The following is a 21,071-nucleotide window of genomic DNA, read 5'->3' as shown; positions in this document are numbered from 1 at the left end:
TGCCACGGCCGCCCGGGGTCCACCGATACGATGGACTCGAAGCGGACAGCTGTCCGTTACCGAAAACGTAGTGGACAGTCGTCCGGTTAACAAGGACGGGTTTCGGCCACGGCCCGTGAGGAGGACGAGTGGGGCATCAGAAGGACGTATCCCGGCGCGCGGAGGCACCTCAGCGTGCGGACGCCCAGCGCAACCGGGAGCGCATCCTGGAAGTGGCGCTGACCGAACTGACGCGCTCGGCGGACACGCCACTGAGCGTGATCGCCAAGAAGGCCTGCGTCGGGCAGGGCACGTTCTACCGGAACTTCCCCAGCCGCGAGGCACTCGTCCTGGAGATCTACCGGCACGAGATGCGACAGGTCGCCGACAGCGTGGAGGAGTTGCTGACCAGCCGGGAGCCGGACCGCGCGCTGCGCGAGTGGATGGACCGGCTGACCCGGTTCGCGATGACCAAGGCCGGACTGGCCGACGCCCTGCGCCAGGCCACCAGCGGGCCGGGGAGCCCCGAGAAGCCGCCCCACAACTCGCTGGTCGAGGCGACCGGACTCCTGCTGCGCCGCTGCGAGGAAGCCGGGGCCATCCGCCCGGGGATGACCGCGGACGACCTCGTCCTGGCCATGGGCGGCCTCTGGCAACTCGACCCCGCCGACGACTGGCAGCCGCGCGCCACCCGGCTGTTGGACCTCATCATGGACGGCCTGCGCGTGGGGGCACCCGGACGGTAGGGCCCGGCGGACGCCGCGCGCACGGGGCCGGGCCAAGTTTCCGCGCGAGCGGGCGGGCGCGGACACCCGGCCGGCGCCCGCGCACGGCCGGGCCGGTGGGTGACCCGGACGGGCAGTGGGTGACCCGGACGGGGCAGCCGTTGACAGGCGGCTCGCCCGGGCCGTACTAATCGAAGCCGGTGATCGGAGCCGGAGCAGGCGAGGAGGCGTGGACGTGCACGGACTCCCCTTGTCCGGGGTGACGGTGGTCAGCGTGGAGCAGGCGGTGGCGGCGCCCTACGCCACCCGGCAGCTGGCCGATCTCGGCGCACGCGTGATCAAGGTGGAGCGGCCGGGCGAGGGCGACTTCGCCCGGCGGTACGACACGACCGTCCACGGCCACTCCAGCTACTTCGTGTGGCTCAACCGCTCCAAGGAATCCCTCACCCTGGACCTGAAGGATCCCCGGGGCCTGGCCATCCTGCGCCGGCTGCTGGAGGACGCCGATGTGTTCGTGCAGAACCTCGCACCGGGCGCCGCCGACCGGCTCGGTCTGGGGACCGCGGAACTCACCCGCCGCCACCCCCGGCTGATCCCCTGCACCGTCTCCGGCTACGGCACCAGCGGCCCGTGGGCCGACCGCAAGGCGTACGACCTGCTGATGCAGTGCCAGACGGGCCTGGTGTCCCTGACCGGGACGCCGGAGGGGACCGCCCGTACGGGGATCTCCGTCGCCGACATCGCCGCCGGGATGTACGCGTACAGCGGCGTGCTCACCGCGCTGTACACCCGCGCCACGACCGGCACGGTCCATCCGGTGGAGGTGTCCCTGTTCGAGGCGCTGGCCGAGTGGATGGGCCAGCCCGCCTACTACACCCGCTACGGCGGCGCCCAGCCGCCGCGTCTGGGCACCCAGCACGCCACGATCGCCCCCTACGGGACCTACCGGGCCGCCGACGGCCGTGAAGTGCTGTTCTCCATCCAGAACGAACGGGAGTGGGCGGCCCTGTGCGCCCGGTTCCTCGGCCGGCCGGAGCTCACCGACGATCCGCGGTTCGCGACCGGCTCCGACCGCGTGGCACACCGCGACGAGCTGAACGCGATCGTCGCGGAGCGTTTCGCCCGCGACGACGCCGGGCAGCTGCTGAAGGATCTGGAGGCGATCGGCATCGCCTGCGCCGGGGTCAACGACGTCGACGCGTTCCTCGGCCATCCGGTGCTCGCGGCACGCGACCGCTGGCGTGAGGTGGCGGTACCGGGCGCGACGGTGGAGGCGCTGCTTCCGCCCGCCGACCTGGCGGGCGTGCCGGCCCGTATGGACCCGGTGCCGGCCGTGGGCGAGCACACGGAGGCGATCCTGACGGAACTGGGCCACGGTCCCGAGGAGATCGAGGTCCTGCGCGCGGACTCCGTGATCTGAGCAGGTGACCCCGCGCCTACGTCTGCCGCTCCCGCAACGCCCCCAGCACGTCCTCGTCCGTCAGCTGGTCGAACGTCTCGTACCACTGGCCGACGGCCATGAACGCGGCCGGCTCGTACAGACACACCACCTCGTCGGCCTCGCCGCGCATCAGCGCCACGCCCTGCGGCGCCCCGACCGGGACGGCCAGCACGAGATACCCGGGCTCCCGCGCGCGCAGGGCGCGCAGCGCGGCGCGGGCGGTGGAGCCGGTGGCCAGTCCGTCGTCCACGACGATCACGGTCCGCCCGCGCACCTCGGGAGGAGGCCGGCCCCCTCGGTAGAGCCGTTCGCGGCGGCGCACTTCGGCACGCTCACGCTCGACGACGGGCGCGAGGTCGGACTCGCTCAGGCCCAGATGGCGCAGGGCGTCGTCGTCGAACACCGCGACCCCGTCGCCGGCCATCGCGCCGACGCCGAACTCCTCGTGGAAGGGGGCGCCGACCTTCCGTACGACCAGGACGTCGAGCGGCGCGTCCAGCGCCGTGGCGACCTCCGCCGCCACGGTCGCGCCGCCCCGGGGCAGGGCCAGCACGACCGGGTCGGGCAGGGCTCCCCCGACCTGCCTCTCCCGCAGCCGTGCGGCCAGTTCACGGCCGGCTTGCCGGCGATCACGGAACCGCATGACACCCGCGTACCCACTCCCCGGATGACGAAGCACCGCCACCCGGCATGGGCGGGCGTGCCTCGGGCAGTCGTGGTGCATGGCCGGTGACACGGGCGCATACGGGCAGGAGCGACGGCCGGACGCGAGCGGCCACCGGGCGGTGGCGCAGGAGGACGACGTCCGGATCGAGGCGTGGGCCACGAGCCGGGAGAACTGCCTGGCGGAGGCGGTGGCGGCGATGGTGGAGTGCTTCGCGGACGTCTCCGGGGTGAGACCGACCGGCGTGGGCCGCGTCCGGCTCGACGAGGCCAGTGACGACGATCTGCTGGCCGCGCTGCTCGACGAGATCCTCTACCGGCTGGACGCGTACGGGCAGGTACCGGTCGATGTGGAGGCGGTCGAGGCCGAGGACGGCCTCGACGTACGCCTGGTCCTCGCGCCCCTGTCCGACGTACGCCTCACCGGGGCGGCGCCGACAGCCGTGGCCTGGGAGGAGCTGCGCATCGGCCCGGGCCCCTACGGCTGGTCGTGCGCGATCACGGTGGACGGCTGACCTGTCGATACGACCCGGGCACGCGGCCCTTTCGGCGCCTGGGGAGCAGGGTTCGGGAGCAGGGTCCGGGAGCAGGGCGCTCGGGAGCGGGAAGGTTCGGCGGGGCGAGGACCCGACGATGCCGCGGGCCCACCACCGGTCCCTCGCCCCCGTCGAGCCCACCGGCCGGGGCGGAAACGCCTCCCCTCCCCGCCCCGGCCGGCACGCCGGCTAGACCGCCCCGGGGACCTCCTCGGTGACACCGTTCAGCGGCGACTCCGGGTCGGTGCCGTAGGGACGGGTGATCGCCTCGATGCCATGACCCGCCGGATCCCGGAAGTACACCCCCCGCCCCCCGTCGTGACGGTTGATGCGGCGGGGCTGCTTGCCGTGCGGGTCCGCCTGGAGGGGAACCGCCGCCCCTACCAGCCGGGCGAGAATCGCGTCGAACTCGTCCTCCGAGACGAGGAACGCGTAGTGCTGCATCGGGATGTCGATGTCGACGGTCGCGAAGTCCAGGGTGACGCCGTTGGCGGTCGTCACCGGAAGGAACATCCCGGCGGGTTCCCCGACCTCCAGTCCGAGGATCCCGGCGAGGAAATGGGCGGACTTCTCCCGGTCAGGGGTGAGAACGATGGTGTGGTTGAACTCGACGGACACGATGGCAATGCCTCCACGGGCATCCGCGGCGCCTCCATGCCTCACCCAGCCGGTGACCGACACGCGATGCCGCGCGGCAGAGCCTAGACAGCCCGGCGGGCGGCTGTCGAGCGGGTATCCGGGCACCACTCCACAGCCGGTCCCGGGCCGTCGCCTACGTGTATTGCCTCCCTTCGGCCCCGGCCGCCGCCTCCACCCGGCCCGCCACCCACTCCAGAAAGCCCCGTACCGCCGGCCCGGGCAGCGCGAGCGCCGACCCCCGAGGGCGTTCGAAGCTGCGCAGCGCGTCCGTGATCAGTGGCCGGAACTCCGCCTCGGAGGCGGCGACGATCCGGGCCGCCCCGCGCTTGGCGAGCCAGTGGCCACAGCGGCAGTACACCACCGAGCGGCAGCCGTTGAGGATCCGGTTGTCGGCCGTGTGTCCCCCGCCCTCGGCGTGCTCCCGCACCGAGGCGCGGAGCGCGTCGAGCACGCCGGCCCGGTCCGGCGCGGCGATCACCTCCCGTGCCGGCCTGCCGGTCAGCCGGAGGCCGGACTGGTGGGCGACGGAGCGGTCGAGGACGTACCAGAACGCGGGCGCCTTGCCGGGGTCGTAGCTGACCCGCTCGGGCAGGGACGGTCCGGTGTTGAGGTCCATGAGGTACCCCGCTCCGCCGGACGGGCGGGCGGTGAAACCGGCCGGGTACACGACCAGTTCCAGTCCGGCCGCGGGACACTCCAGGGCGGGGTGGGCCAGCGCGGCGGCCAGTTCGGGCAGGGCCTGCCGCGGCAGCGAGCCGTCCACCACCACCGTCACGTCGATGTCGCTGCGGCCGTGCCGGTAGTCGCCGAGCGCGAGGGACCCGACGGCGAGGACGCTCACCAGGCGGGGGCCGCAGACGGCGCGGGTGCGGTGGACCAGTTCGTCCAGGTAGGGACGGACCTCGCGCGGCGGGGCGGGCGAACGGCTCATGGGACCGGTGCCCGCCGCGCCTCGGGCACCCCGGAGGCCGGTTCCCTCAGGTCCACAGCTCATCGCTGTCGCACACCCGCGCTCCCATGTTGCGTTCCATCATCCGCAGGGCGGCGTCCGCCAGGTCGGCGTGGATATGGGCGACGGCGTCACGCGGGACGATCACGTCCAGATGCCTGATGTGCGCGTCGAGCGCGGAGTACAGAACGCACTGCTCCGTCACCTGGCCGCAGAGCACGAGCCGGTCGATGCCCTGCTGGTTGAGCAGATAGCCCAGCGGGGTCTCGAAGAAGACCGAGTGCCGGGCCTTGACGACGAAGAGGGAGGAGTCGTCCGGCCGCAGGGGTTCCACCAGGTGCTCGTGTGGTCCCGACAGCGCCTTGTCGAGCAGTTCGCCGTGGTGGGAGCGCCATTCGCCGAAGTTGTCGTTGACGTAGATCACCGGTACGTCTCGCTGTCGCGCCCGCTCCAGCAGGGCGGACACGGCCGGTACGACCGATTCTGCGGACGGGATCAGCTGCTCGGCGTCCGGGTGGTCATAGGTGTTGATCATGTCGATGACGATCAGCGCGGTGGTGCCCATGCCCTCAGGGTTCCACCCGCGGGAACGGTCAGGCATGTCGCATTCCACCCTTGACAGCGGGCATCTCGCGTCCCGGCCCGACCGGTGGAGGGCCGCTGGGTGCGGATGACGTTCCTCCGCCGCTCCAGCTCCCACCCGCTGGGCCTCAGCGGCGCACATCAGGGCCGTTGGGCCCTAGTCCCGCCGGATGCCGTGGCAGACGATGGACGGATGATCCACAAGGATGGCTTCCGACTGCTCGACCGGGAGGAGTGCCTGCGCCTGCTGGCGAAGGCACCGGTCGGTCGCGTCGTCTACACCCGGCACGCGCTGCCCGCGGTCCTGCCCGTCAACTTCTCGCTGGACACGGACTCCTCGGTGGTGCTGTGCACCTCCGCCGCCTCCGATCTCGTGAAGGCGATCGACGGCGTCGTGGTGGCCTTCGAGGCCGACGACTTCCACCCCGAGCGCCGGGCCGGCTGGAGCGTGGTGGTCACGGGCCGGGCGGCCGTGGTCACCGACCCGGCCGAGCACGAGCGCCTGCTGCGGGCCGGCCCCCGGACCTGGATGCCGATGGACGACGGCGTATACGTCCGGATCGAGGCCGAGATGGTGACGGGCCGGGAGCTCACGGGCATCCCCGGCTGACGTCGCGTACCGCGTCACCGGCGCGCCGGCACCACCGTACGGCCCTTACGGCAGGCGGTGGTGCCGAGCGTGCCCGTGCCTGTGCCCGTGCCGGGAATCCCGCACGGGCAGGGTCTCCAGGGCGGAAGGCGGTGGGCCACCCGCGGCCGGCGCTCGTCCTCGGCAGGGTCGGTGACCGCGGCCTCCCACGGACGCCACCTCCGCGGCAGGCGACGGCGCGCCCGAGCCACGCGGCAGTCCCTGCGGCCTGCCCGGCTCCCCGGCGCCGTGCGGGTGAGGCGGGCGCGCCGGCCGGCAAGCGGCGAGAGGTCCTGCCCGGGGCCGGGACGGCGTACCGCCGGGTGGTGCGGCCGATCACGGCAGTGCGTCCCCGCAGTCCGGGGTGGGTGGTTCCGCCGGACCGGCGGAGGGGCCTGTTCGGACCGCCTCGGCAGAGCGCAGCCTCGTGGGCTGTCTCCCCTGTGGGGATCGCCGGATTCCCCGTGCCGTACGGTACGGTTGTGACCGCCTTCAGCCCTGAGAACACCGAGAGCACCCCGGGTCGTTACGGCCCCTCCGCCACCGTCGAGGCCGAGCCCCGTGAGGTGGGCCCCGTGCGCACCGAGTACTCCCCCGCGCACGACGGTGACCCCGATCCCGGGGAGATCGTCTGGACCTGGGTGCCCTATGAGGAGAACGACGGACGGGGCAAGGACCGTCCGGTGCTCGTCGTCGCCCGTGAGGCGGGCGGGACGGTCCTCGCCGTGCAGTTGTCCAGTCGGCGGCGCGACGGGCAGCGGGAGTGGGTGCCGATCGGCAGCGGGCCGTGGGACCGGTCGGGCCGCGATTCGTGGGTCGCCGTGGACCGGGTGCTGCGGCTGCACGAGGACGGCATGCGCCGCGAGGCCTGCGCCCTGGACCGGATGCGGTTCAACCTCGTACGTCAGCGGCTGCGGGAGCGTTACGGCTGGAGCTGACCGCCGCCGGACCTGGCAGCAGGTCCGCGAACGTCTGCTCGAACGCGGCGCGGACCGCGCTGTCACGGCCGCGGTCCAGAATGCCGAAGACCACGTGGTCGAAGGCCCCTGCGAACCCTCCGCCCGGCGCGAGATGGGTCCGGAACGCCCCCGCCACCTGTCCCGGATCGTTGCGGAACACCCCGCAGCCCCAGGCCCCGAGCACCAGCCGGCGGTAGCCGTGGACCACCGCGGTCTCCAGCACCCGCCCGGCCCGCACCAGCAGGGCGCGCGGCAGCTCGCCCGCCCGCTCCGGTGCCGTCCGCAGGATCACTCCGGCGTTGGGCGCCGGCGAGGTGAGGAAACCGGCGGTGAAGGGCTCGTCCAGGAGGCTGCCGCGGTCGTCGCGGAAGACGGGCACGGCCGGTGAGTGGATCACCCGGTCCGTGTAGAACGGGTCGCGGTGGGTGCGGTGGTGCTCGTAGAAACCGGGGGCCCGCAGCAGGCAGGTGTACAGCGCGGAGGCGCGGCACAGGGCTTCCTCCTGGGCCTGGGCTCCGTTGAGGTAGCCCCCGCCGGGATTCCGGGCGGACGCGAAGTTCAGTACGGCTGCCCCGTCCCCGAGCCGCCGGGCGGCCGCGAGGCTGCTCTCACCGGTGACCTCGAACCGGGTTCCCGCCGGCCGGAACGCCGGGGCAGGGAGGGCTTCGGGGCCGTACATCCGCGTTCCGCGGGCCGCCGCCCCGACCGCCTCGGCGACGGACACCCGGCGTCCCGCGGGTGCCCGGTAGGTTCCCGCCGCCACGATCTTCCCCCGTAGCCCTCCGGGCACGGGGGCGCCCCCATTCGCTCCGGCTACGCTCCGCTCGGTCTCCCGGGCGATACCACGCAGGCGCGCGCTCACGGCGCCACCCCCGTAGCCGCCGTGGCCGCGCGCCGCGCGGGCCCGCTCGTCGTGCTCATGCAGGCATCGTGAGCGATGCTGGTGATGCCGCGCAACGGAGTTACCACCTCCCCGGAAGGCCCGGGACCGCGCGGAGAACCGCCCGGGATCAGGCCGGACGGGAGCATGACCGATCCGGAACGCCCCGCCAGGCGCTCTTGTGCCCCGCGACGCGAAGGTTTTGGGTGGACGGGTTGAGGCCGGCCGGGACCATCGAACATCCGGTCGGCGACATGGTGGAATCTCAGGAGGATCCCTGCATGTCCGATGCGGCAGACGGCTGGTCACAGCCACCCACCACTGTCACGGAAGCCGAGGTGGAAGCCCTGGTGCGGGGCATCTGCTTCAAGACGGGACCGCCGCGCCTCCTCGGCGTCGAGGTGGAATGGCTCGTCCGCGAGCTGCGGGATCCGCGGCTCCCCGTGTCACCCGAACGACTCGAAGCGGCCTACGCCGCCCTGCGAACCGTGCCCCTGAGGTCGGCGCTCACCGTCGAGCCCGGCGGGCAGCTGGAGCTCAGCTCGCCGCCCGCCGCCTCCCTGACGGAGTGCGTCGCCACCGTCTCCGCCGACCTCGACGCCGTCCGCGCGGTACTGCGCCCCGGCGGCCTCGTCCTGGTCGGCCTGGGTCACGACCCCTGGCACATGCCCCGCCGCTTTCTGCGGCAGCCTCGCTACGACGCCATGGAGGCCTCCCTCGACCGCGAAGGACCCGCCGGGCGGTTCATGATGTGTGCCTCCGCCTCCGTGCAGGTGTGCGTGGACGCCGGGCACGAGGAGCCCGGCCCCCTCGGCCATGTGCGGCGCTGGTGGCTGGCGCACCAGCTGGGCGCGGTGCTGGTCGCCGTGTTCGCCAACTCCCCCCTCTCCGGCGGCCGGCCGACCGGCTGGCTGTCCACGCGGCAGCTGCGCTGGACGCAGATCGGCGCCGGCCGGGCGGGCGGCCCCGTACTGGACGCGGCCCCGCGCGGCGCCTGGGCCCGGCACGTACTGGACGCGCCGGTCATGTGCGTACGGGACGACGGCGGACCGTGGCAGGTGCCCGAGGGGATGACCTTCCGCGACTGGACCAGGTCCCGGGCGCCCCGACCGCCCACCCGGGACGACCTCGACTACCACTCCACGACGCTGTTCCCTCCGGTCAGGCCACGGGGGCATCTGGAGCTGCGCATGATCGACGCGCAGCCCGGCGACCACGGCTGGATCGTGCCGCTGGCCGTGACGGCGGCGCTGTTCGACGACCCGGAGGCGGCCGAGACCGCCTACCGGACGGTGAAGCCGCTGGCCGAGCGGACGCACGGCATGCCCGCACCGCACAATCCGCTCTGGCGGGACGCCGCCCGGGTCGGCCTGGCCGACCCGGAGCTGCGCGAGGTGGCCGCCGCCTGTTTCTCGGCCGCGCTGCGTGCCCTGCCCCGGATCGGCTCGGACACCGAGGTCGTCGACGCGGTGGAGGCGTTCCGGGACCGCTATGTCGCCCGGGGCCGCTGCCCGGCCGACGACCTGCTCGACGGACTGCGCACGACGGCCGGCGCCGGCCCCGACCGGCACGACGCGCCCTCGCACGGGAAGGACACCCCCTCATGACCGACCCCGCCCTCGACGCCGAAGCCCTGCGCGAGCGCGCGGTCGCCTCGCTCGTCACCGCACGGGACCGTACGACGCTCCTCACCTCCTGCGTCGAGGAGCCCGATCTGACCGCGCAGCACTCGCCGTTGATGTCGCCGCTGGTGTGGGACCTGGCACACATCGGCAACCAGGAGGAGCAGTGGCTGCTGCGGGCCGTCGCCGGCCGTGCGGCGATACGGCCCGAGATCGACGGCCTGTACGACGCCTTCGAGCACCCGCGTGCCGAACGCCCGAGCCTGCCGCTGCTGCCGCCGGAGGAAGCGCGCCGGTACGCCGCCGAGGTACGCGGCCGCGCGCTGGACGTGCTGGAGGGCGCCGCGTTCCACGGGACGCGGCTGACGGAGGCGGGCTTCGCCTTCGGGATGATCGCTCAGCACGAACAGCAGCACGACGAGACGATGCTGATCACCCATCAGCTGCGCCGTGGTCCACGGGTCCTGACCGCCCCGGACCCGCGGCCGGTGCCCCTGTTCACGGGTCCGCCCGATGTCCTGGTTCCGGGCGGGCCGTTCACCATGGGCACCTCGGACGAGCCGTGGGCCCTGGACAACGAACGCCCCGCGCACCGGCGCGAGGTGGCCCCCTTCCGGATCGACACCACGCCGGTGACCAACGCCGCGTACCAGGCGTTCATCGAGGACGGCGGCTACCACGAGCCCCGCTGGTGGGCCGCCGAGGGCTGGGCCCACATCCGCCGCAACTCCATCACCGCGCCGCTGTTCTGGCGCCGGGACGGCGGGCAGTGGCTGCGCCGCCGGTTCGGTGTCACCGAGGTGGTGCCCGCGGACGAGCCGGTGCTGCACGTGTGCTGGTACGAGGCCGATGCCTACGCCCGGTGGGCCGGGCGCCGGCTGCCCACCGAGACGGAGTGGGAGAAGGCGGCCCGCCACGACCCGGCCGGCGATCGCTCGCTGCGCTACCCCTGGGGGGACGCCGACCCTGGGCCCGAGCACGCCAACCTCGGTCAGCGGCACCTGCGTCCGGCACCCGCCGGGAGCTATCCGGCCGGTGAGTCGCCGCTCGGGGTCCGGCAGCTGATCGGTGACGTGTGGGAGTGGACGGCGAGCGACTTCCTGCCGTACCCGGGCTTCAGGGCGTTCCCGTACCGGGAGTACTCGGAGGTGTTCTTCGGTCCGGACCACAAGGTGCTGCGGGGCGGTTCGTTCGCCGTGGACCCGGTCGCCTGCCGGGGCACGTTCCGCAACTGGGACCTGCCGATCCGGCGGCAGATCTTCTCCGGGTTCCGCACGGCCCGCTCGGAGAGCGTCTGATGTGCCGTCACCTCGCTTACCTGGGGCCCGAGGAGCCGCTGGGCGAACTGCTGGTGACGCCCCCGCACGGCCTGTACCGGCAGTCCTGGGCGCCCAGACGGCAGCGGTACGGCACGGTCAACGCCGACGGCTTCGGAGTCGGCTGGTACGCGCAGGACGACCCGGTGCCCGCCCGGTACCGCCGCTCCGGGCCCGTCTGGGCGGACGGGTCCTTCGCGGATCTCGCCCGCGTCGTCCGCAGCCGGACGCTGCTGGCCGCCGTGCGGGACGCCACCCTCTCGGGCGCCGACGGGGAAGCCGCGGCGGCCCCGTTCACGGCCGGGACCTGGCTGTTCAGCCACAACGGGGCGGTGCCCGGCTGGCCGGGCTCGCTCGCGCCGCTGGTCCGGTCCCTGCCGGCCGAGGACGTGCTGTCGCTGGAGGCCCGCAACGACTCCGCGTTCGTGTGGGCACTGGTGCTGGCCCGGCTGCGGGCCGGCGACGAGGAGGGGCAGGCACTGGCCGACACCGTCCTGGAGGTCGCCGCGTCGGCGCCCGGGGCCCGGCTCAACCTGCTGCTCACCAACGGGGACACCGTCACCGCGACCGCCTGGGGCGACACCCTGTGGTACCTGACGCGGACCGGCGGCGGCACCGTCGTGGCCTCCGAGCCCTACGACGACGACCCGCACTGGCGCGAGGTCCCCGACCGCACCCTGCTCGCCGCGAGCCCCACGGACGTCCTGCTGACCCCGCTCAAGGAGCCCGGTGACGCCCTGTCGTCCGCCGGCGCACCCGCACCTTCGAGGGAGCCCCTCACGTGAGTCCGTTCCATCTCACCCGCACGCTGCCCGAGGACACCACCGGCGCCGCCCTGCGCGCCGACGTCCGCGAGGGCCTGACGGGCAGCCCCAAGACGCTGCCGCCGAAGTGGTTCTACGACGCCCGGGGCAGCGAGCTCTTCGAGGAGATCACCCAGCTGCCCGAGTACTACCCGACCCGTGCCGAGCGCGAGATCCTGCGCACCCGCGCCGGTGAGATCGCCGAGGCGTCCGGGGCCCGCACCCTGGTCGAACTGGGCTCCGGGTCCTCGGAGAAGACGCGGTACCTGCTCGACGCGCTCACCGGGCTGCGGACGTACGTCCCCGTCGACGTCAGCGAGAGCGCCCTCACCCGGGCGGGGCGGGCGCTGGCCGCCGAGCGGCCGGGGCTCGACGTGCACGCGCTGATCGCCGACTTCACCGCGCGGCTGCCCCTGCCCGGCACGCCGGGGCCCCGGCTGGTGGCGTTCCTCGGCGGCACCATCGGCAATCTGCTGCCCGCCGAGCGTGCCGCGTTCCTCGCCTCCCTCCACGCCCTGCTCGCCCCGGGCGACGCCCTGCTGCTCGGCACCGACCTGGTGAAGGACGAGGGGGTGCTGGTCCGGGCGTACGACGACGCGGCGGGCGTGACGGCCGCGTTCAACAAGAACGTCCTGACCGTCATCAACCGCGAGCTGGGCGCCGACTTCGATCCGGGGGCCTTCGGCCATGTGGCGGTGTGGGACGCCCGGCACGAGTGGATCGAGATGCGGCTGCGCTCCCGTACGGCGCAGACGGTGAAGATCCCCGCCCTGGGACTCGCCGTGGACTTCGCGGCGGGCGAGGAGCTGCGCACCGAGGTGTCGGCGAAGTTCCGGCAGGAGGGAGTCCATGGGGAACTGTCGGTGGCGGGCCTGGAGTTGATCCGGTGGTGGACCGACGCGGAACAGCGGTTCGCGCTGTCACTGAGTGTGGTCCGGTGAGTGACGTGGTGAGCGCGGCCCGCTGACCGGAGCGGCGCCGGGCGCGTCACCGCTTTCGCCACAGGCCCTAGTCGAAGGCCAGGGCCTCGGTGATGCGCTTGGCGGCGCGTTCGGCCTCCGTGGCGGGGTCGGCGCCGGTGAGCACCTTCGTCATGTACTCCTTGATGGGGTTGTCCGCCTCCACGGCGCTCCACCGGGGTGTGCCGGGGGTCGCCCGGCCCTGCGCGGCTCCGGCCGCCATGGCCGCGACCCCCGCCTCGTCCGCCACCGAGCCGGCGAGGCCGGCCTTGTTGGGGACGTAGTTCATGGTGCGGGCCAGTTCGGTGTTCCAGCGGGCGCCGGTGAGCGCGGCGACGACCTCGACGGCGGCGTCCCTGACATCGGTCTTCGCGGGGACGACGAGATCGGAGCCGCCGGTGAAGACGGCACCGGGCGTGCCGGTCTCCTTGCCGGGGACCGGGAAGTATCCCAGTTCGCCCTCCAGTTCCGGATTCTGCTGCAGAATGGCGCCGGCCAGTCCCGGTACGGCGACGATCTGTGCGACTCGGCCGTCGGCGAACACTCCTGCCTGCGGCGGGTGTTCCTCGTCGGAGTCGACCGGTCCTTCGCCGAGCGCCTGGAGCCGGCGGTAGAAGTCCATGCCGCGCAGCGCCGCCGGGCTGTCGAGCGTGCCGTGCCAGACGCCGTCCCGCTCCGTGGCGAGTTCGCCGCCCTCCTCCCAGATGAAGCCGGCGAGGGTGTACCAGTCCTGTCCGGCGAGGTAAATGCCCTGGTCGCCACCGGTGTTGAGCTTTTCGGTGACGGTGAGCCACTCCTCGCGGTTCTTCGGCAGGCCGGTGATACCGGCCTGCCGGAAGAGGTCCTTGCGGTAGATGACGACGCGGTTGGCGGCGTACCAGGGAATGCCGTACTGCTGGGAGCCCCACTGGCCGGGTTCGGCGAGGCCGGGCAGCCAGTCGTCGCGACCCCAGTCCCGCATGGACTCCAGGGTGAGGTCGACCAGCCGGTCGCCCTCCGCGTACGTGGCGACCTGGGTGTTGCCGACCTCGATGACGTCGGGTCCGTCCGCCCGGTCCGAGCGCAGCGCCTCCTGCACCTTCTCGCCGATGCCGGTCCATTCCTGGACGCGGATGTCGAGTTCGAGCCCCGCGTGCTCGCGTTCGAACTCCGCCGTGAAGCGGTCCAGGTACTCCTGCGAGGCACTGTGCTGCATCAACCACACGGTGACCGTGCGCCGATCCGGTTCGCTGTCGGGCATCAGCCCGCAGCCGCTGAACAGGGCTGCGGACACACAGACGAGGGCGAGCAGACGGCGTCTCACGAGGGGTCCTGTTTCTGTCTGACGGACAGGGCGGGTCCCGACGTGGGGGGCGAGCGTGAGCTCGGGCGGGTGTCCAGCATCTTGGTATGGACCAATGAGTAGGTCAAGGCCGTCGGCCGAACGCGGGCGCCGTGTCGCGCTCCGCGGCACGGTGGGGCACGGTGGAAGGACGTGGGACACGAGCGGCGCGCCGTGCGGTCGGACGGCCCGCCGGGGAGAGGAGCGGCAGCATGTCGGAGCACACCTACCGGGTCACGGAGATCGTCGGCACCTCGCCCGAGGGCGTCGACGCGGCCGTACGCAACGGCATCGAGCGTGCGTCGCAGACATTGCGCCACCTGGACTGGTTCGAGGTGACCCAGATGCGCGGCCAGATCGAGGAGGGGCGGATCGCGCACTGGCAGGTGGGTCTGAAGGTCGGCTTCCGTCTGGAGGAGACCGGCTGAGCCCGGCCTGAGCTCAGGTCCGGCCTTCGCGCTCCTGAGCGTCCTTCAGCTCCCCCGACGGAGCGGTCCAGCGTGCCTGGACGACGGTGAAACCGGCCCGGCGGGCGTCCAGGCAGACCAGTTCGTCGTCGTCCACGAGGACGCGGATCTCCCGGGTGCGGGCGAGGCGGCGCAGGATCGCCAGCTTGGTGTGACGGGCGGGCCGGCGGTCGGTGTTGCCACGCATGAACACGTCGCCCTCGGGCAGTCCCTGGGCGGTGAGCCAGTCCAGCGTGTCCCGGCGGCAACGCTCCGGCCGCCCCGTGAGGTAGACGATCTCGCATTCCCTCGCGCTCTCCCGGACCAGCGCGACCCCCTCGGCGAGCGGGGGGTCCTGCGGCGCCGCGGCGAAGAAGCCGTCCCAGTCGCGCGGTCGGCGCTCCAGGAAGAGCTGCCGGTGCGCGGTGTCGGCGAGGGTGTTGTCGAGATCGAACACGGCCAGCGGCCGCTCGGTGCGGTCGGTCACGCAGCCCACCTTAGTCACCGGCGGGGAGGGATCTCCCCGGCCGCCCGGTGTCGAACCCGTCCTCGACCGGTCCCGTACAGGCGCGGGGCACACCGGCCCCGAGGCGCTGCGCGACACAGTCTCCCTGGCTCAGGAGATCGAGCGGCTCGGATACCACCGGTTCCGGGTGTCCGAGCACCACGGGGTGCCGGGGGTCGCCGGTCCGGGATCGACCGCTACCGCGAACAGTTCCGTCCCTCGCCGTGGGCCGCCGGGCCGTACGTCGTCGTCTCGGGCACGATCGCGGTGGCCGGCACCGCCGAGCGGGCCCGGCGGCTGCTGATCCCGGAGGCGTGGTCGATGGCGTACTCCCATACGCACGGCACGTTCCCGCCGCTGCCGCCCGCCGAGCACGTCGAGGCGCTCTCCATGACCGCCATGGAACGCGGCTTCTACCGTCGCCACCACCACCTACGACCGGGAGGCGCTGCTGGACTCCTACCGGACGGAGGCTCGCCTCGCTCGCCGGGCTCCGGAACGGCACGACGCGCCGGTGACGGGGCACCGGCGCGTCGTGCGAAGGAGGAGGGCTACTGTCCCCTGCCCTTCCTCGGGGCATCGGGGCCCCGGCGTCCGGCGTCGTCGTTCAGCTCGGTCTCGGCCTCGATGCGCTCCTTGCGGACCCGGCCGCGGACGGTCTCGTTCGTCGACTTCTCCTCCGTGGTCAGCCGGACCCGCTCCACCGGTACCGTCTCGGTCGTCGCGACGGGGCGTTCCTCGTGCAGGGTGACCTCGTACTCGGCCTCCGAGATGTCCGGGCCCGCCATGGCCTCGCCCCGGTTGGCCTCCGTGATCGGCTCGCGCTCCACGCGTGCCTCCTCGTGGCGCACGGGCACGGTCTGCTGGACCTCCTCGGTGACCACGTACTTGCGCAGCCTGGCCCGGCCGGACTCGCGCCGTTCGACGCTGACGTGCATCTGCTCCTCGGAGCGGGTCATCGCATCGTCGCGGGGTCCGGTGCGGGCCTCGCCCCGGTGGCCCGTGGTCCCCGTGGTTCCCGCGGTGGCCGCCATGCCCGGCTTTCCGGTGGTGCCCGGCGCGCCGGCCGCCCGGGAGGCATCGCCCCGGCGCCCGGCCGCGCCCGCCGCTCCCGCGGCACCCGCCGCTCCCGCGGCTCCGGCGGCGCCCGCCCTGCCGGCCGGGCCCTTGTCGTCGGTGCGGTCGCGCTCCCCCGCGTCGGACAGGACCGAGTCCCAGTTGATGCCGTAGTAGTCGTACAAGCGCTGCTCCTCGTCCACCGACAGGTGTCCGCCCGCGTCGAGGTCGACACTGGGCGCGCCCTTGATCTTTTCCTTGTCGTAGGGGACCTCGAGGTGGTCCTTCACGAGAGCGGCGTCGCGGATGGGCACGAACGACTCGCTGGAACCGAACACGCCGGTTTTGACGGTCACCCACTCGGGGCGTCCACTCGCGTCGTCGAGAAAGACGTGCTTCGCGTCGCCGACCTTGTTGCCGTCCCCGTCGTACACGGGGTGCTCCAGCAGGATCGAGATCTCTTCGCGGGTGATCATCCTCCATCACCCTCCCTTCGGGGGTCGCTCCTCTCCGGTTCTCCTGATCAGCTAACCCAAAACAGTACAAAAGCCACAATCGAACTTAATTTTCCACAGTGCTCACTCGTGGTGACCGTGCCGGACCCCGCGCCCCTGGCCGCTCGCATGGTCCGGGACATGGTCCGGGACGGTCTCCCACTGGGCCGCGTACGCCAGGGCGCGGCGGTCGGTGTGACGTCCCGGTGGGACGGGGGGCCGCACCTCGATCTCGGCGATCACCCCCCGGGCCGACGCCACCCGCCACACCGAGGCGAGCAGGGTGTCGTCCCCGACGAAGGCGGGCGCGGTGGCCGGTCCGCCCCGCGGGTCCCGGTAGCGGATACGGACCGGCTGCACCGGGACTCCGGCGTCCAGCGCCGCCTGGAAGACCGCGCGGCGGAAGTGGCCCCCGGCCCGGCCGCACCAGGTGCTGCCCTCGGGGAACACCGCGACGGCCGCGCCGCCGCGCAGGATCCCGGCGAGGGTGGCCACCGTGCCGGGCAGGGCACGCAGCCGGTCGCGGTCGATGAACAGCACTCCGGCGCGCGCGACCAGCGCCCCTGCCACGGGCCAGCGTCGTATCTCGGACTTGGCCAGCATGCGGGCCGGGCGGACGGCGGCCAGCAGGGGTATGTCCAGCCACGAGATGTGGTTGGCGACCAGCAGCAGTCCGCCCGTGGGCGGGGCTGCCCCGGCGATACGGACCCGGACTCCCGCGGCCCGCACGAGCCACCGGCACCATGGGCGCACCAGGCCGTCGGGGATCCACCGTCCGAACGGCAGCAGCACGATCCCGGCGAGCACCAGAAGCCCGGCCGCCGCCAGCCTCGGCACGGCCGGCACGAAGGCCGCGTGGTGCGTGCCGGGGTCCACACAGCCCCGGAGAGTGCAGGGCGCGCCCGGCAGCCAGACGCTCACCGGGCGGGGACGAGGGAGAGGAAGTGCCGCAGATAGCGGGGGTCGACCCGGTCCATCGGCAGCAGCACATAGAAGTCGGCGACGCCGAAGTCCACGTCGTGGGCGGGCTCCCCGCAGACCCAGGCGCCGAGCCGGAGATAGCCGCGCAGCAGGGCGGGCAGCCCGGCGGGGGCGGCCGCGGGGACCGTGCGCGGCGGCCGCCAGGGCAGCAGCGGGCGTACCCGGTACTCCTCGGGCGCGAGGTTCCGGGCCCGCACCCGGTCCCAGGTGGCGGAGGCGAGCGCGCCCCCGTCGGCGAGCGGCACGGAACAGCAGCCGGCCAGCCAGGTGTGCCCCCGGTCGGTCATGTAGCGGGCGATGCCTGCCCAGATGAGGCCGATGACCGCGCCGTCACGGTGGTCCGGGTGCACGCAGGAGCGGCCGACCTCGACGAGTGACGGCCGTATCGTGTCGAGCGCCGACAGCTCGAACTCGCTCTCCGCGTACAGCCGTCCGGCGATCCCGGCGCGCTCCGGCGGCAGCAGCCGGTAGGTGCCGACGACCTGCCCGGTCGTCTCCTCACGCACGAGCAGGTGGTCGCAGTAGGCGTCGAAGGGGTCGACGTCCAGACCCGGCTGCGGACCGGACAGCAGGGCGCCCATCTCCCCCGCGAAGACGTCGTACCGCAACCGCTGCGCGGTCCGCACATCCTCCTCGTCGCGGGCGAGGGTGACGGTGTAGCGCGGGGGTGTGGTGGGCTGCGGGGGGTGGTCGACAATCAGCACGCCGGTCATGGCTCTCTCCTGATCACGCACCGGAGCTGGAGTGGGGACACCCCTGTTCTTCCGAGCGGGGTTGGCGTGTGCGTGACCAAAGCCGGGAGTACGGATGTGGAGATGCTGAATGGCGGGAGCCGGAAGCGGACGGGGCCGGGAGGAGCACCTCTCCCGGCCCCGCGTACGACGCGGTGCTACCGCTTGCTCACCTTGCGAGTGGCCCGCAGCCACTCCTTGTTCATCCCCGTGATGGACATGAGCGGAATGCCCTTCGGGCACGCGGTGGCACACTCGCCGGTGAGCGTGCAGCCCCCGAATCCCTCCGCGTCCATCTGCGCCACCATGTCCAGCACCCGTGTCTCCCGCTCGGGAGAACCCTGCGGCAGGACGTTGAGGTGGTTCACCTTCGCGGAGGTGAACAGCATCGCCGCCCCGTTGGGGCACGCCGCCACGCATGCGCCGCATCCGATGCACTCCGCGTGCTCGAACGCGAGATCGGCGGCCGGTTTGGGTACGGCCGTCGCGTGCGCCTCCGGCGCGGCACCCGTCGGGGCGGTGATGTAGCCGCCGGCCTGGATGATGCGGTCGAAGGCCGAGCGGTCGACCACCAGGTCCTTCACCACGGGGAAGGCCGACGCCCGCCACGGCTCGACGTCGATGGTGTCGCCGTCCTGGAAGGACCGCATGTGCAGTTGGCAGGTGGTGGTGCGCTCGGGGCCGTGGGCGTCGCCGTTGATGACCAGCGAGCAGGCACCGCAGATGCCCTCGCGGCAGTCGTGGTCGAAGGCGACCGGGTCCTCGCCCTTGAGGATGAGCTCTTCGTTGAGGGTGTCGAGCATCTCCAGGAAGGACATGTCGGGTGAGATGCCGTCCACCTCGTACGTGGACATGGCGCCGTCGGCGTCGGCGTTCTTCTGCCGCCAGACGCGCAGGTTGAGCTTCATGCGTAGCTCCGCTGAGTGGGGTGGACGTACTCGAAGACCAGGTCTTCCCTGTGCAGGACGGGAGCCTCGCCGGTGCCGGAGAACTCCCACGCGGCGGCGTAGGAGAACTCCTCGTCCCGGCGGGCGGCCTCGCCGTCCGGGGTCTGGGACTCCTCGCGGAAGTGGCCGCCGCAGGACTCGGAGCGGTGCAGCGCGTCGAGGCAGATCAGCTCGGCGAGTTCCAGGTAGTCGACGACGCGGTTGGCCTTCTCCAGCGACTGGTTGAACTCCTCGCCGGTGCCGGGGACCTTGATACGGCGCCAGAACTCCTCGCGGATCTGCGGGATCCGCTCCAGTGCCTTGCGCAGGCCGGTGTCGGTGCGGGCCATGCCGCAGAACTCCCACATGAGTTCGCCGACCTCGCGGTGGAACGAGTCGGGGGTGCGGTCGCCGTCGACCGACAGGAGCAGATCGAGCCGGTCCCGGGTCTCGGCCAGCACCTCCCGCACCGCCGGGTGTTCGTCGGACACCGCGTCCTGGTGCGGGTTGCGGGCCAGATAGTCGTTGATGGTGGCCGGGAGGACGAAGTAGCCGTCGGCCAGGCCCTGCATGAGCGCGGAGGCTCCGAGCCGGTTGGCGCCGTGGTCGGAGAAGTTGGCCTCGCCGATCGCGAACAGGCCCGGGACGGTGGTCTGGAGGTCGTAGTCGACCCACAGCCCGCCCATCGTGTAGTGCACCGCGGGGTAGATGCGCATCGGCACCTGGTACGGGTCCTCGTCGGTGATCCGCTGGTACATGTCGAAGAGGTTGCCGTACTTCGCCTCGACCGCCTTGCGGCCGAGGCGCTGGATCGCGTCGGCGAAGTCCAGGTACACGCCCTGGCCGCCGGGGCCCACTCCCCTGCCCTCGTCGCAGACGTTCTTGGCGGCACGGGAGGCGATGTCGCGGGGCACGAGGTTGCCGAAGGAGGGGTAGACGCGCTCCAGGTAGTAGTCGCGCTCGTCCTCGGGGATCTCGTGGGCCGGGCGGGTGTCGCCCTTGGCCCTGGGCACCCAGATCCGGCCGTCGTTGCGCAGCGACTCACTCATCAGGGTCAGCTTGGACTGGTGGTCGCCGGTGCGCGGGATGCAGGTGGGGTGGATCTGGGTGAAGCAGGGGTTGGCGAAGTAGGCACCGCGCCGGTGCGCCCGCCAGATCGCGGTGGCGTTGGAGTTCATGGCGTTCGTCGACAGGTAGAAGACGTTGCCGTAGCCGCCGCTGGCGAGGACGACGGCGTCCGCGAAGTAGGTGTCGATCTTCCCGGTGATCAGGTCGCGGGCGACGATGCCGCGGGCCCGGCCGTCGACGACGATCAGGTCGAGCATCTCGGTGCGCGGGTGCATCTCGACGTTGCCGGCGGCGATCTGCCGGCTCAGCGCCTGGTAGGCGCCGAGAAGGAGCTGCTGGCCCGTCTGGCCGCGGGCGTAGAAGGTCCGGGAGACCTGGACGCCGCCGAAGGAACGGGTGTCGAGCAGTCCGCCGTACTCGCGGGCGAAGGGCACACCCTGGGCGACGCACTGGTCGATGATCTCCACGGAGATCTGCGCGAGGCGGTGGACGTTGGACTCGCGGGAGCGGAAGTCGCCGCCCTTGACGGTGTCGTAGAACAGGCGGTGGACGGAGTCGCCGTCGTTGCGGTAGTTCTTCGCCGCGTTGATGCCGCCCTGCGCGGCGATCGAGTGGGCGCGGCGCGGCGAGTCCTGGTAGCAAAACTGGACGACGCGGTAGCCCTGTTCGGCGAGGGTGGCACCGGCGGAGCCGCCGGCCAGGCCGGTGCCGACGACGATGACGGTCTTGCCGCGCCGGTTGGCGGGGTTGACCAGCTTGGCCTCGAAGCGGCGCTTGTCCCAGCGCTCGTTGATCGGGCCCGCGGGGGCCTTGGTGTCGGCGACCCGTGCGCCGGTGGTGTACGCGGTGTAGGAAGTCATGG

22 protein-coding genes and 1 pseudogene are annotated in these 21,071 nt (G+C 72.8%); 11 read left to right on the top strand and 12 right to left on the bottom strand.

From position 1 onward, the window contains the following. Positions 1-128 precede the first annotated feature (128 nt). Entirely contained in the window at positions 129-725 is a 597-nt protein-coding gene (locus ACIF9R_RS16330; protein WP_399979917.1) for a TetR/AcrR family transcriptional regulator, read from the top strand. A gap of 208 nt (positions 726-933) precedes the next feature. Beyond that, positions 934-2,124: a CaiB/BaiF CoA transferase family protein gene (locus ACIF9R_RS16325; protein WP_399979915.1), complete on the top strand. Its 1,191-nt coding sequence runs from the start codon at positions 934-936 to the stop codon at positions 2,122-2,124. Positions 2,125-2,140: 16 nt separating this feature from the next. On the opposite strand, the gene ACIF9R_RS16320 is transcribed toward ACIF9R_RS16325, so the two are convergent. Further along, positions 2,141-2,788, bottom strand: coding sequence for a phosphoribosyltransferase (locus ACIF9R_RS16320; RefSeq protein ID WP_399979913.1), 648 nt, complete (start codon positions 2,786-2,788; stop codon positions 2,141-2,143). A 79-nt stretch (positions 2,789-2,867) separates the two neighbouring features. On the opposite strand from ACIF9R_RS16320, the gene ACIF9R_RS16315 reads away from it, so the two are divergent. Continuing rightward, the gene (locus ACIF9R_RS16315; RefSeq protein WP_399979910.1) at positions 2,868-3,323 is read left to right on the top strand and encodes an archease; all 456 of its coding nucleotides are present in this window, start codon (positions 2,868-2,870) and stop codon (positions 3,321-3,323) included. A gap of 210 nt (positions 3,324-3,533) precedes the next feature. On the opposite strand, the gene ACIF9R_RS16310 is transcribed toward ACIF9R_RS16315, so the two are convergent. From ACIF9R_RS16310 to ACIF9R_RS16300, 3 genes are all read right to left on the bottom strand, one after another. Further along, positions 3,534-3,962, bottom strand: a complete 429-nt coding sequence (locus ACIF9R_RS16310) for a VOC family protein (RefSeq protein WP_399979907.1) — start codon at positions 3,960-3,962, stop codon at positions 3,534-3,536. A gap of 154 nt (positions 3,963-4,116) precedes the next feature. After that, positions 4,117-4,914: an aminoglycoside adenylyltransferase domain-containing protein gene (locus tag ACIF9R_RS16305; protein ID WP_399979904.1), complete on the bottom strand. Its 798-nt coding sequence runs from the start codon at positions 4,912-4,914 to the stop codon at positions 4,117-4,119. A gap of 46 nt (positions 4,915-4,960) precedes the next feature. Continuing rightward, positions 4,961-5,497 (bottom strand): isochorismatase family cysteine hydrolase, encoded by a 537-nt coding sequence (locus tag ACIF9R_RS16300; RefSeq protein ID WP_399980000.1) that lies wholly within the window; start codon positions 5,495-5,497, stop codon positions 4,961-4,963. Between the two features lie 210 nt (positions 5,498-5,707). Here ACIF9R_RS16300 and ACIF9R_RS16295 point away from each other — a divergent pair, with 210 nt between their 5' ends. Continuing rightward, positions 5,708-6,124, top strand: a complete 417-nt coding sequence (locus tag ACIF9R_RS16295; RefSeq protein ID WP_399979901.1) for a pyridoxamine 5'-phosphate oxidase family protein — start codon at positions 5,708-5,710, stop codon at positions 6,122-6,124. Between the two features lie 500 nt (positions 6,125-6,624). After that, the gene (locus tag ACIF9R_RS16290; RefSeq protein WP_399979899.1) at positions 6,625-7,080 is read left to right on the top strand and encodes a type II toxin-antitoxin system PemK/MazF family toxin; all 456 of its coding nucleotides are present in this window, start codon (positions 6,625-6,627) and stop codon (positions 7,078-7,080) included. Here ACIF9R_RS16290 and ACIF9R_RS16285 read toward each other — a convergent pair. Further along, positions 7,034-7,963: a TIGR02452 family protein gene (locus ACIF9R_RS16285; protein WP_399979897.1), complete on the bottom strand. Its 930-nt coding sequence runs from the start codon at positions 7,961-7,963 to the stop codon at positions 7,034-7,036. The two genes, ACIF9R_RS16290 and ACIF9R_RS16285, sit on opposite strands and share 47 nt — an antisense overlap. Positions 7,964-8,262: 299 nt before the next feature. On the opposite strand from ACIF9R_RS16285, the gene egtA reads away from it, so the two are divergent. The 4 genes from egtA to egtD are packed head-to-tail and all read left to right on the top strand — an operon-like array spanning position 8,263 to position 12,663. Then, entirely contained in the window at positions 8,263-9,588 is a 1,326-nt protein-coding gene (gene egtA / locus ACIF9R_RS16280; RefSeq protein WP_399979894.1) for an ergothioneine biosynthesis glutamate--cysteine ligase EgtA, read from the top strand. Continuing rightward, positions 9,585-10,901 carry an ergothioneine biosynthesis protein EgtB gene (egtB, locus tag ACIF9R_RS16275; RefSeq protein ID WP_399979892.1) on the top strand — a complete coding sequence of 439 codons (1,317 nt, stop codon included), beginning with the start codon at positions 9,585-9,587 and terminating at the stop codon, positions 10,899-10,901. The genes egtA and egtB overlap by 4 nt, the downstream gene beginning before the upstream one ends. After that, on the top strand, positions 10,901-11,704 hold the full coding sequence (egtC, locus tag ACIF9R_RS16270) for an ergothioneine biosynthesis protein EgtC (protein WP_399979889.1): 804 nt from the start codon (positions 10,901-10,903) through the stop codon (positions 11,702-11,704). Before egtB ends, egtC begins: the two co-directional genes overlap by 1 nt. Then, entirely contained in the window at positions 11,701-12,663 is a 963-nt protein-coding gene (egtD, locus tag ACIF9R_RS16265) for an L-histidine N(alpha)-methyltransferase (RefSeq protein WP_399979887.1), read from the top strand. The genes egtC and egtD overlap by 4 nt, the downstream gene beginning before the upstream one ends. 67 nt (positions 12,664-12,730) lie before the next feature. On the opposite strand, the gene ACIF9R_RS16260 is transcribed toward egtD, so the two are convergent. Next, positions 12,731-13,984 carry an extracellular solute-binding protein gene (locus ACIF9R_RS16260; RefSeq protein WP_399979884.1) on the bottom strand — a complete coding sequence of 418 codons (1,254 nt, stop codon included), beginning with the start codon at positions 13,982-13,984 and terminating at the stop codon, positions 12,731-12,733. Positions 13,985-14,214: 230 nt separating this feature from the next. Here ACIF9R_RS16260 and ACIF9R_RS16255 point away from each other — a divergent pair, with 230 nt between their 5' ends. Then, complete coding sequence (locus ACIF9R_RS16255) at positions 14,215-14,430, top strand: dodecin (protein WP_399979882.1); 216 nt, start codon at positions 14,215-14,217, stop codon at positions 14,428-14,430. A gap of 13 nt (positions 14,431-14,443) precedes the next feature. Here ACIF9R_RS16255 and ACIF9R_RS16250 read toward each other — a convergent pair whose 3' ends face one another. Further along, positions 14,444-14,935 carry a hypothetical protein gene (locus ACIF9R_RS16250; protein ID WP_399979879.1) on the bottom strand — a complete coding sequence of 164 codons (492 nt, stop codon included), beginning with the start codon at positions 14,933-14,935 and terminating at the stop codon, positions 14,444-14,446. Between ACIF9R_RS16250 and ACIF9R_RS16245 the strand changes: the two are divergent. Continuing rightward, positions 14,922-15,437: pseudogene (locus tag ACIF9R_RS16245) on the top strand (hypothetical protein); the annotation flags it as partial. The gene ACIF9R_RS16250 and the pseudogene ACIF9R_RS16245 overlap by 14 nt on opposite strands. A gap of 67 nt (positions 15,438-15,504) precedes the next feature. Here ACIF9R_RS16245 and ACIF9R_RS16240 read toward each other — a convergent pair. From ACIF9R_RS16240 to ACIF9R_RS16220, 5 genes are all read right to left on the bottom strand, one after another. Then, complete coding sequence (locus ACIF9R_RS16240) at positions 15,505-16,485, bottom strand: DUF2382 domain-containing protein (protein WP_399979876.1); 981 nt, start codon at positions 16,483-16,485, stop codon at positions 15,505-15,507. A 102-nt stretch (positions 16,486-16,587) separates the two neighbouring features. Then, on the bottom strand, positions 16,588-17,424 hold the full coding sequence (locus ACIF9R_RS16235; protein ID WP_399979874.1) for a lysophospholipid acyltransferase family protein: 837 nt from the start codon (positions 17,422-17,424) through the stop codon (positions 16,588-16,590). Continuing rightward, positions 17,421-18,197 (bottom strand): GNAT family N-acetyltransferase, encoded by a 777-nt coding sequence (locus tag ACIF9R_RS16230; RefSeq protein WP_399979872.1) that lies wholly within the window; start codon positions 18,195-18,197, stop codon positions 17,421-17,423. The genes ACIF9R_RS16235 and ACIF9R_RS16230 overlap by 4 nt, the downstream gene beginning before the upstream one ends. 176 nt (positions 18,198-18,373) lie before the next feature. Next, on the bottom strand, positions 18,374-19,123 hold the full coding sequence (locus ACIF9R_RS16225) for a succinate dehydrogenase/fumarate reductase iron-sulfur subunit (protein WP_399979869.1): 750 nt from the start codon (positions 19,121-19,123) through the stop codon (positions 18,374-18,376). Further along, positions 19,120-21,069 (bottom strand): fumarate reductase/succinate dehydrogenase flavoprotein subunit, encoded by a 1,950-nt coding sequence (locus ACIF9R_RS16220; protein WP_399979867.1) that lies wholly within the window; start codon positions 21,067-21,069, stop codon positions 19,120-19,122. Before ACIF9R_RS16220 ends, ACIF9R_RS16225 begins: the two co-directional genes overlap by 4 nt. Positions 21,070-21,071: the final 2 nt, after the last annotated feature.

Origin of the sequence: Streptomyces sp. NPDC086080 (assembly GCF_044540255.1) — a bacterium.
In the GTDB taxonomy this organism is placed as follows: domain Bacteria; phylum Actinomycetota; class Actinomycetes; order Streptomycetales; family Streptomycetaceae; genus Streptomyces.
Note: the sequence above shows the minus strand (reverse complement) of the source record. Positions and strands in the feature narration are given on the sequence as shown.

What these genes read in the sequence shown, in the direction of transcription:
- ACIF9R_RS16240 (WP_399979876.1), bottom strand. Translation starts at nt 16,485, where the DNA reads ATGATCACCCGCGAAGAGATCTCGATCCTGCTGGAGCACCCCGTGTAC.
- ACIF9R_RS16230 (WP_399979872.1), bottom strand. Translation starts at nt 18,197, where the DNA reads ATGACCGGCGTGCTGATTGTCGACCACCCCCCGCAGCCCACCACACCC.
- egtC (WP_399979889.1), top strand. Translation starts at nt 10,901, where the DNA reads ATGTGCCGTCACCTCGCTTACCTGGGGCCCGAGGAGCCGCTGGGCGAA.
- ACIF9R_RS16300 (WP_399980000.1), bottom strand. Translation starts at nt 5,497, where the DNA reads ATGGGCACCACCGCGCTGATCGTCATCGACATGATCAACACCTATGAC.
- ACIF9R_RS16320 (WP_399979913.1), bottom strand. Translation starts at nt 2,788, where the DNA reads ATGCGGTTCCGTGATCGCCGGCAAGCCGGCCGTGAACTGGCCGCACGG.
- ACIF9R_RS16255 (WP_399979882.1), top strand. Translation starts at nt 14,215, where the DNA reads ATGTCGGAGCACACCTACCGGGTCACGGAGATCGTCGGCACCTCGCCC.
- egtB (WP_399979892.1), top strand. Translation starts at nt 9,585, where the DNA reads ATGACCGACCCCGCCCTCGACGCCGAAGCCCTGCGCGAGCGCGCGGTC.
- ACIF9R_RS16305 (WP_399979904.1), bottom strand. Translation starts at nt 4,914, where the DNA reads ATGAGCCGTTCGCCCGCCCCGCCGCGCGAGGTCCGTCCCTACCTGGAC.
- ACIF9R_RS16315 (WP_399979910.1), top strand. Translation starts at nt 2,868, where the DNA reads ATGGCCGGTGACACGGGCGCATACGGGCAGGAGCGACGGCCGGACGCG.
- ACIF9R_RS16225 (WP_399979869.1), bottom strand. Translation starts at nt 19,123, where the DNA reads ATGAAGCTCAACCTGCGCGTCTGGCGGCAGAAGAACGCCGACGCCGAC.
- egtA (WP_399979894.1), top strand. Translation starts at nt 8,263, where the DNA reads ATGTCCGATGCGGCAGACGGCTGGTCACAGCCACCCACCACTGTCACG.
- ACIF9R_RS16295 (WP_399979901.1), top strand. Translation starts at nt 5,708, where the DNA reads ATGATCCACAAGGATGGCTTCCGACTGCTCGACCGGGAGGAGTGCCTG.
- ACIF9R_RS16220 (WP_399979867.1), bottom strand. Translation starts at nt 21,069, where the DNA reads ATGACTTCCTACACCGCGTACACCACCGGCGCACGGGTCGCCGACACC.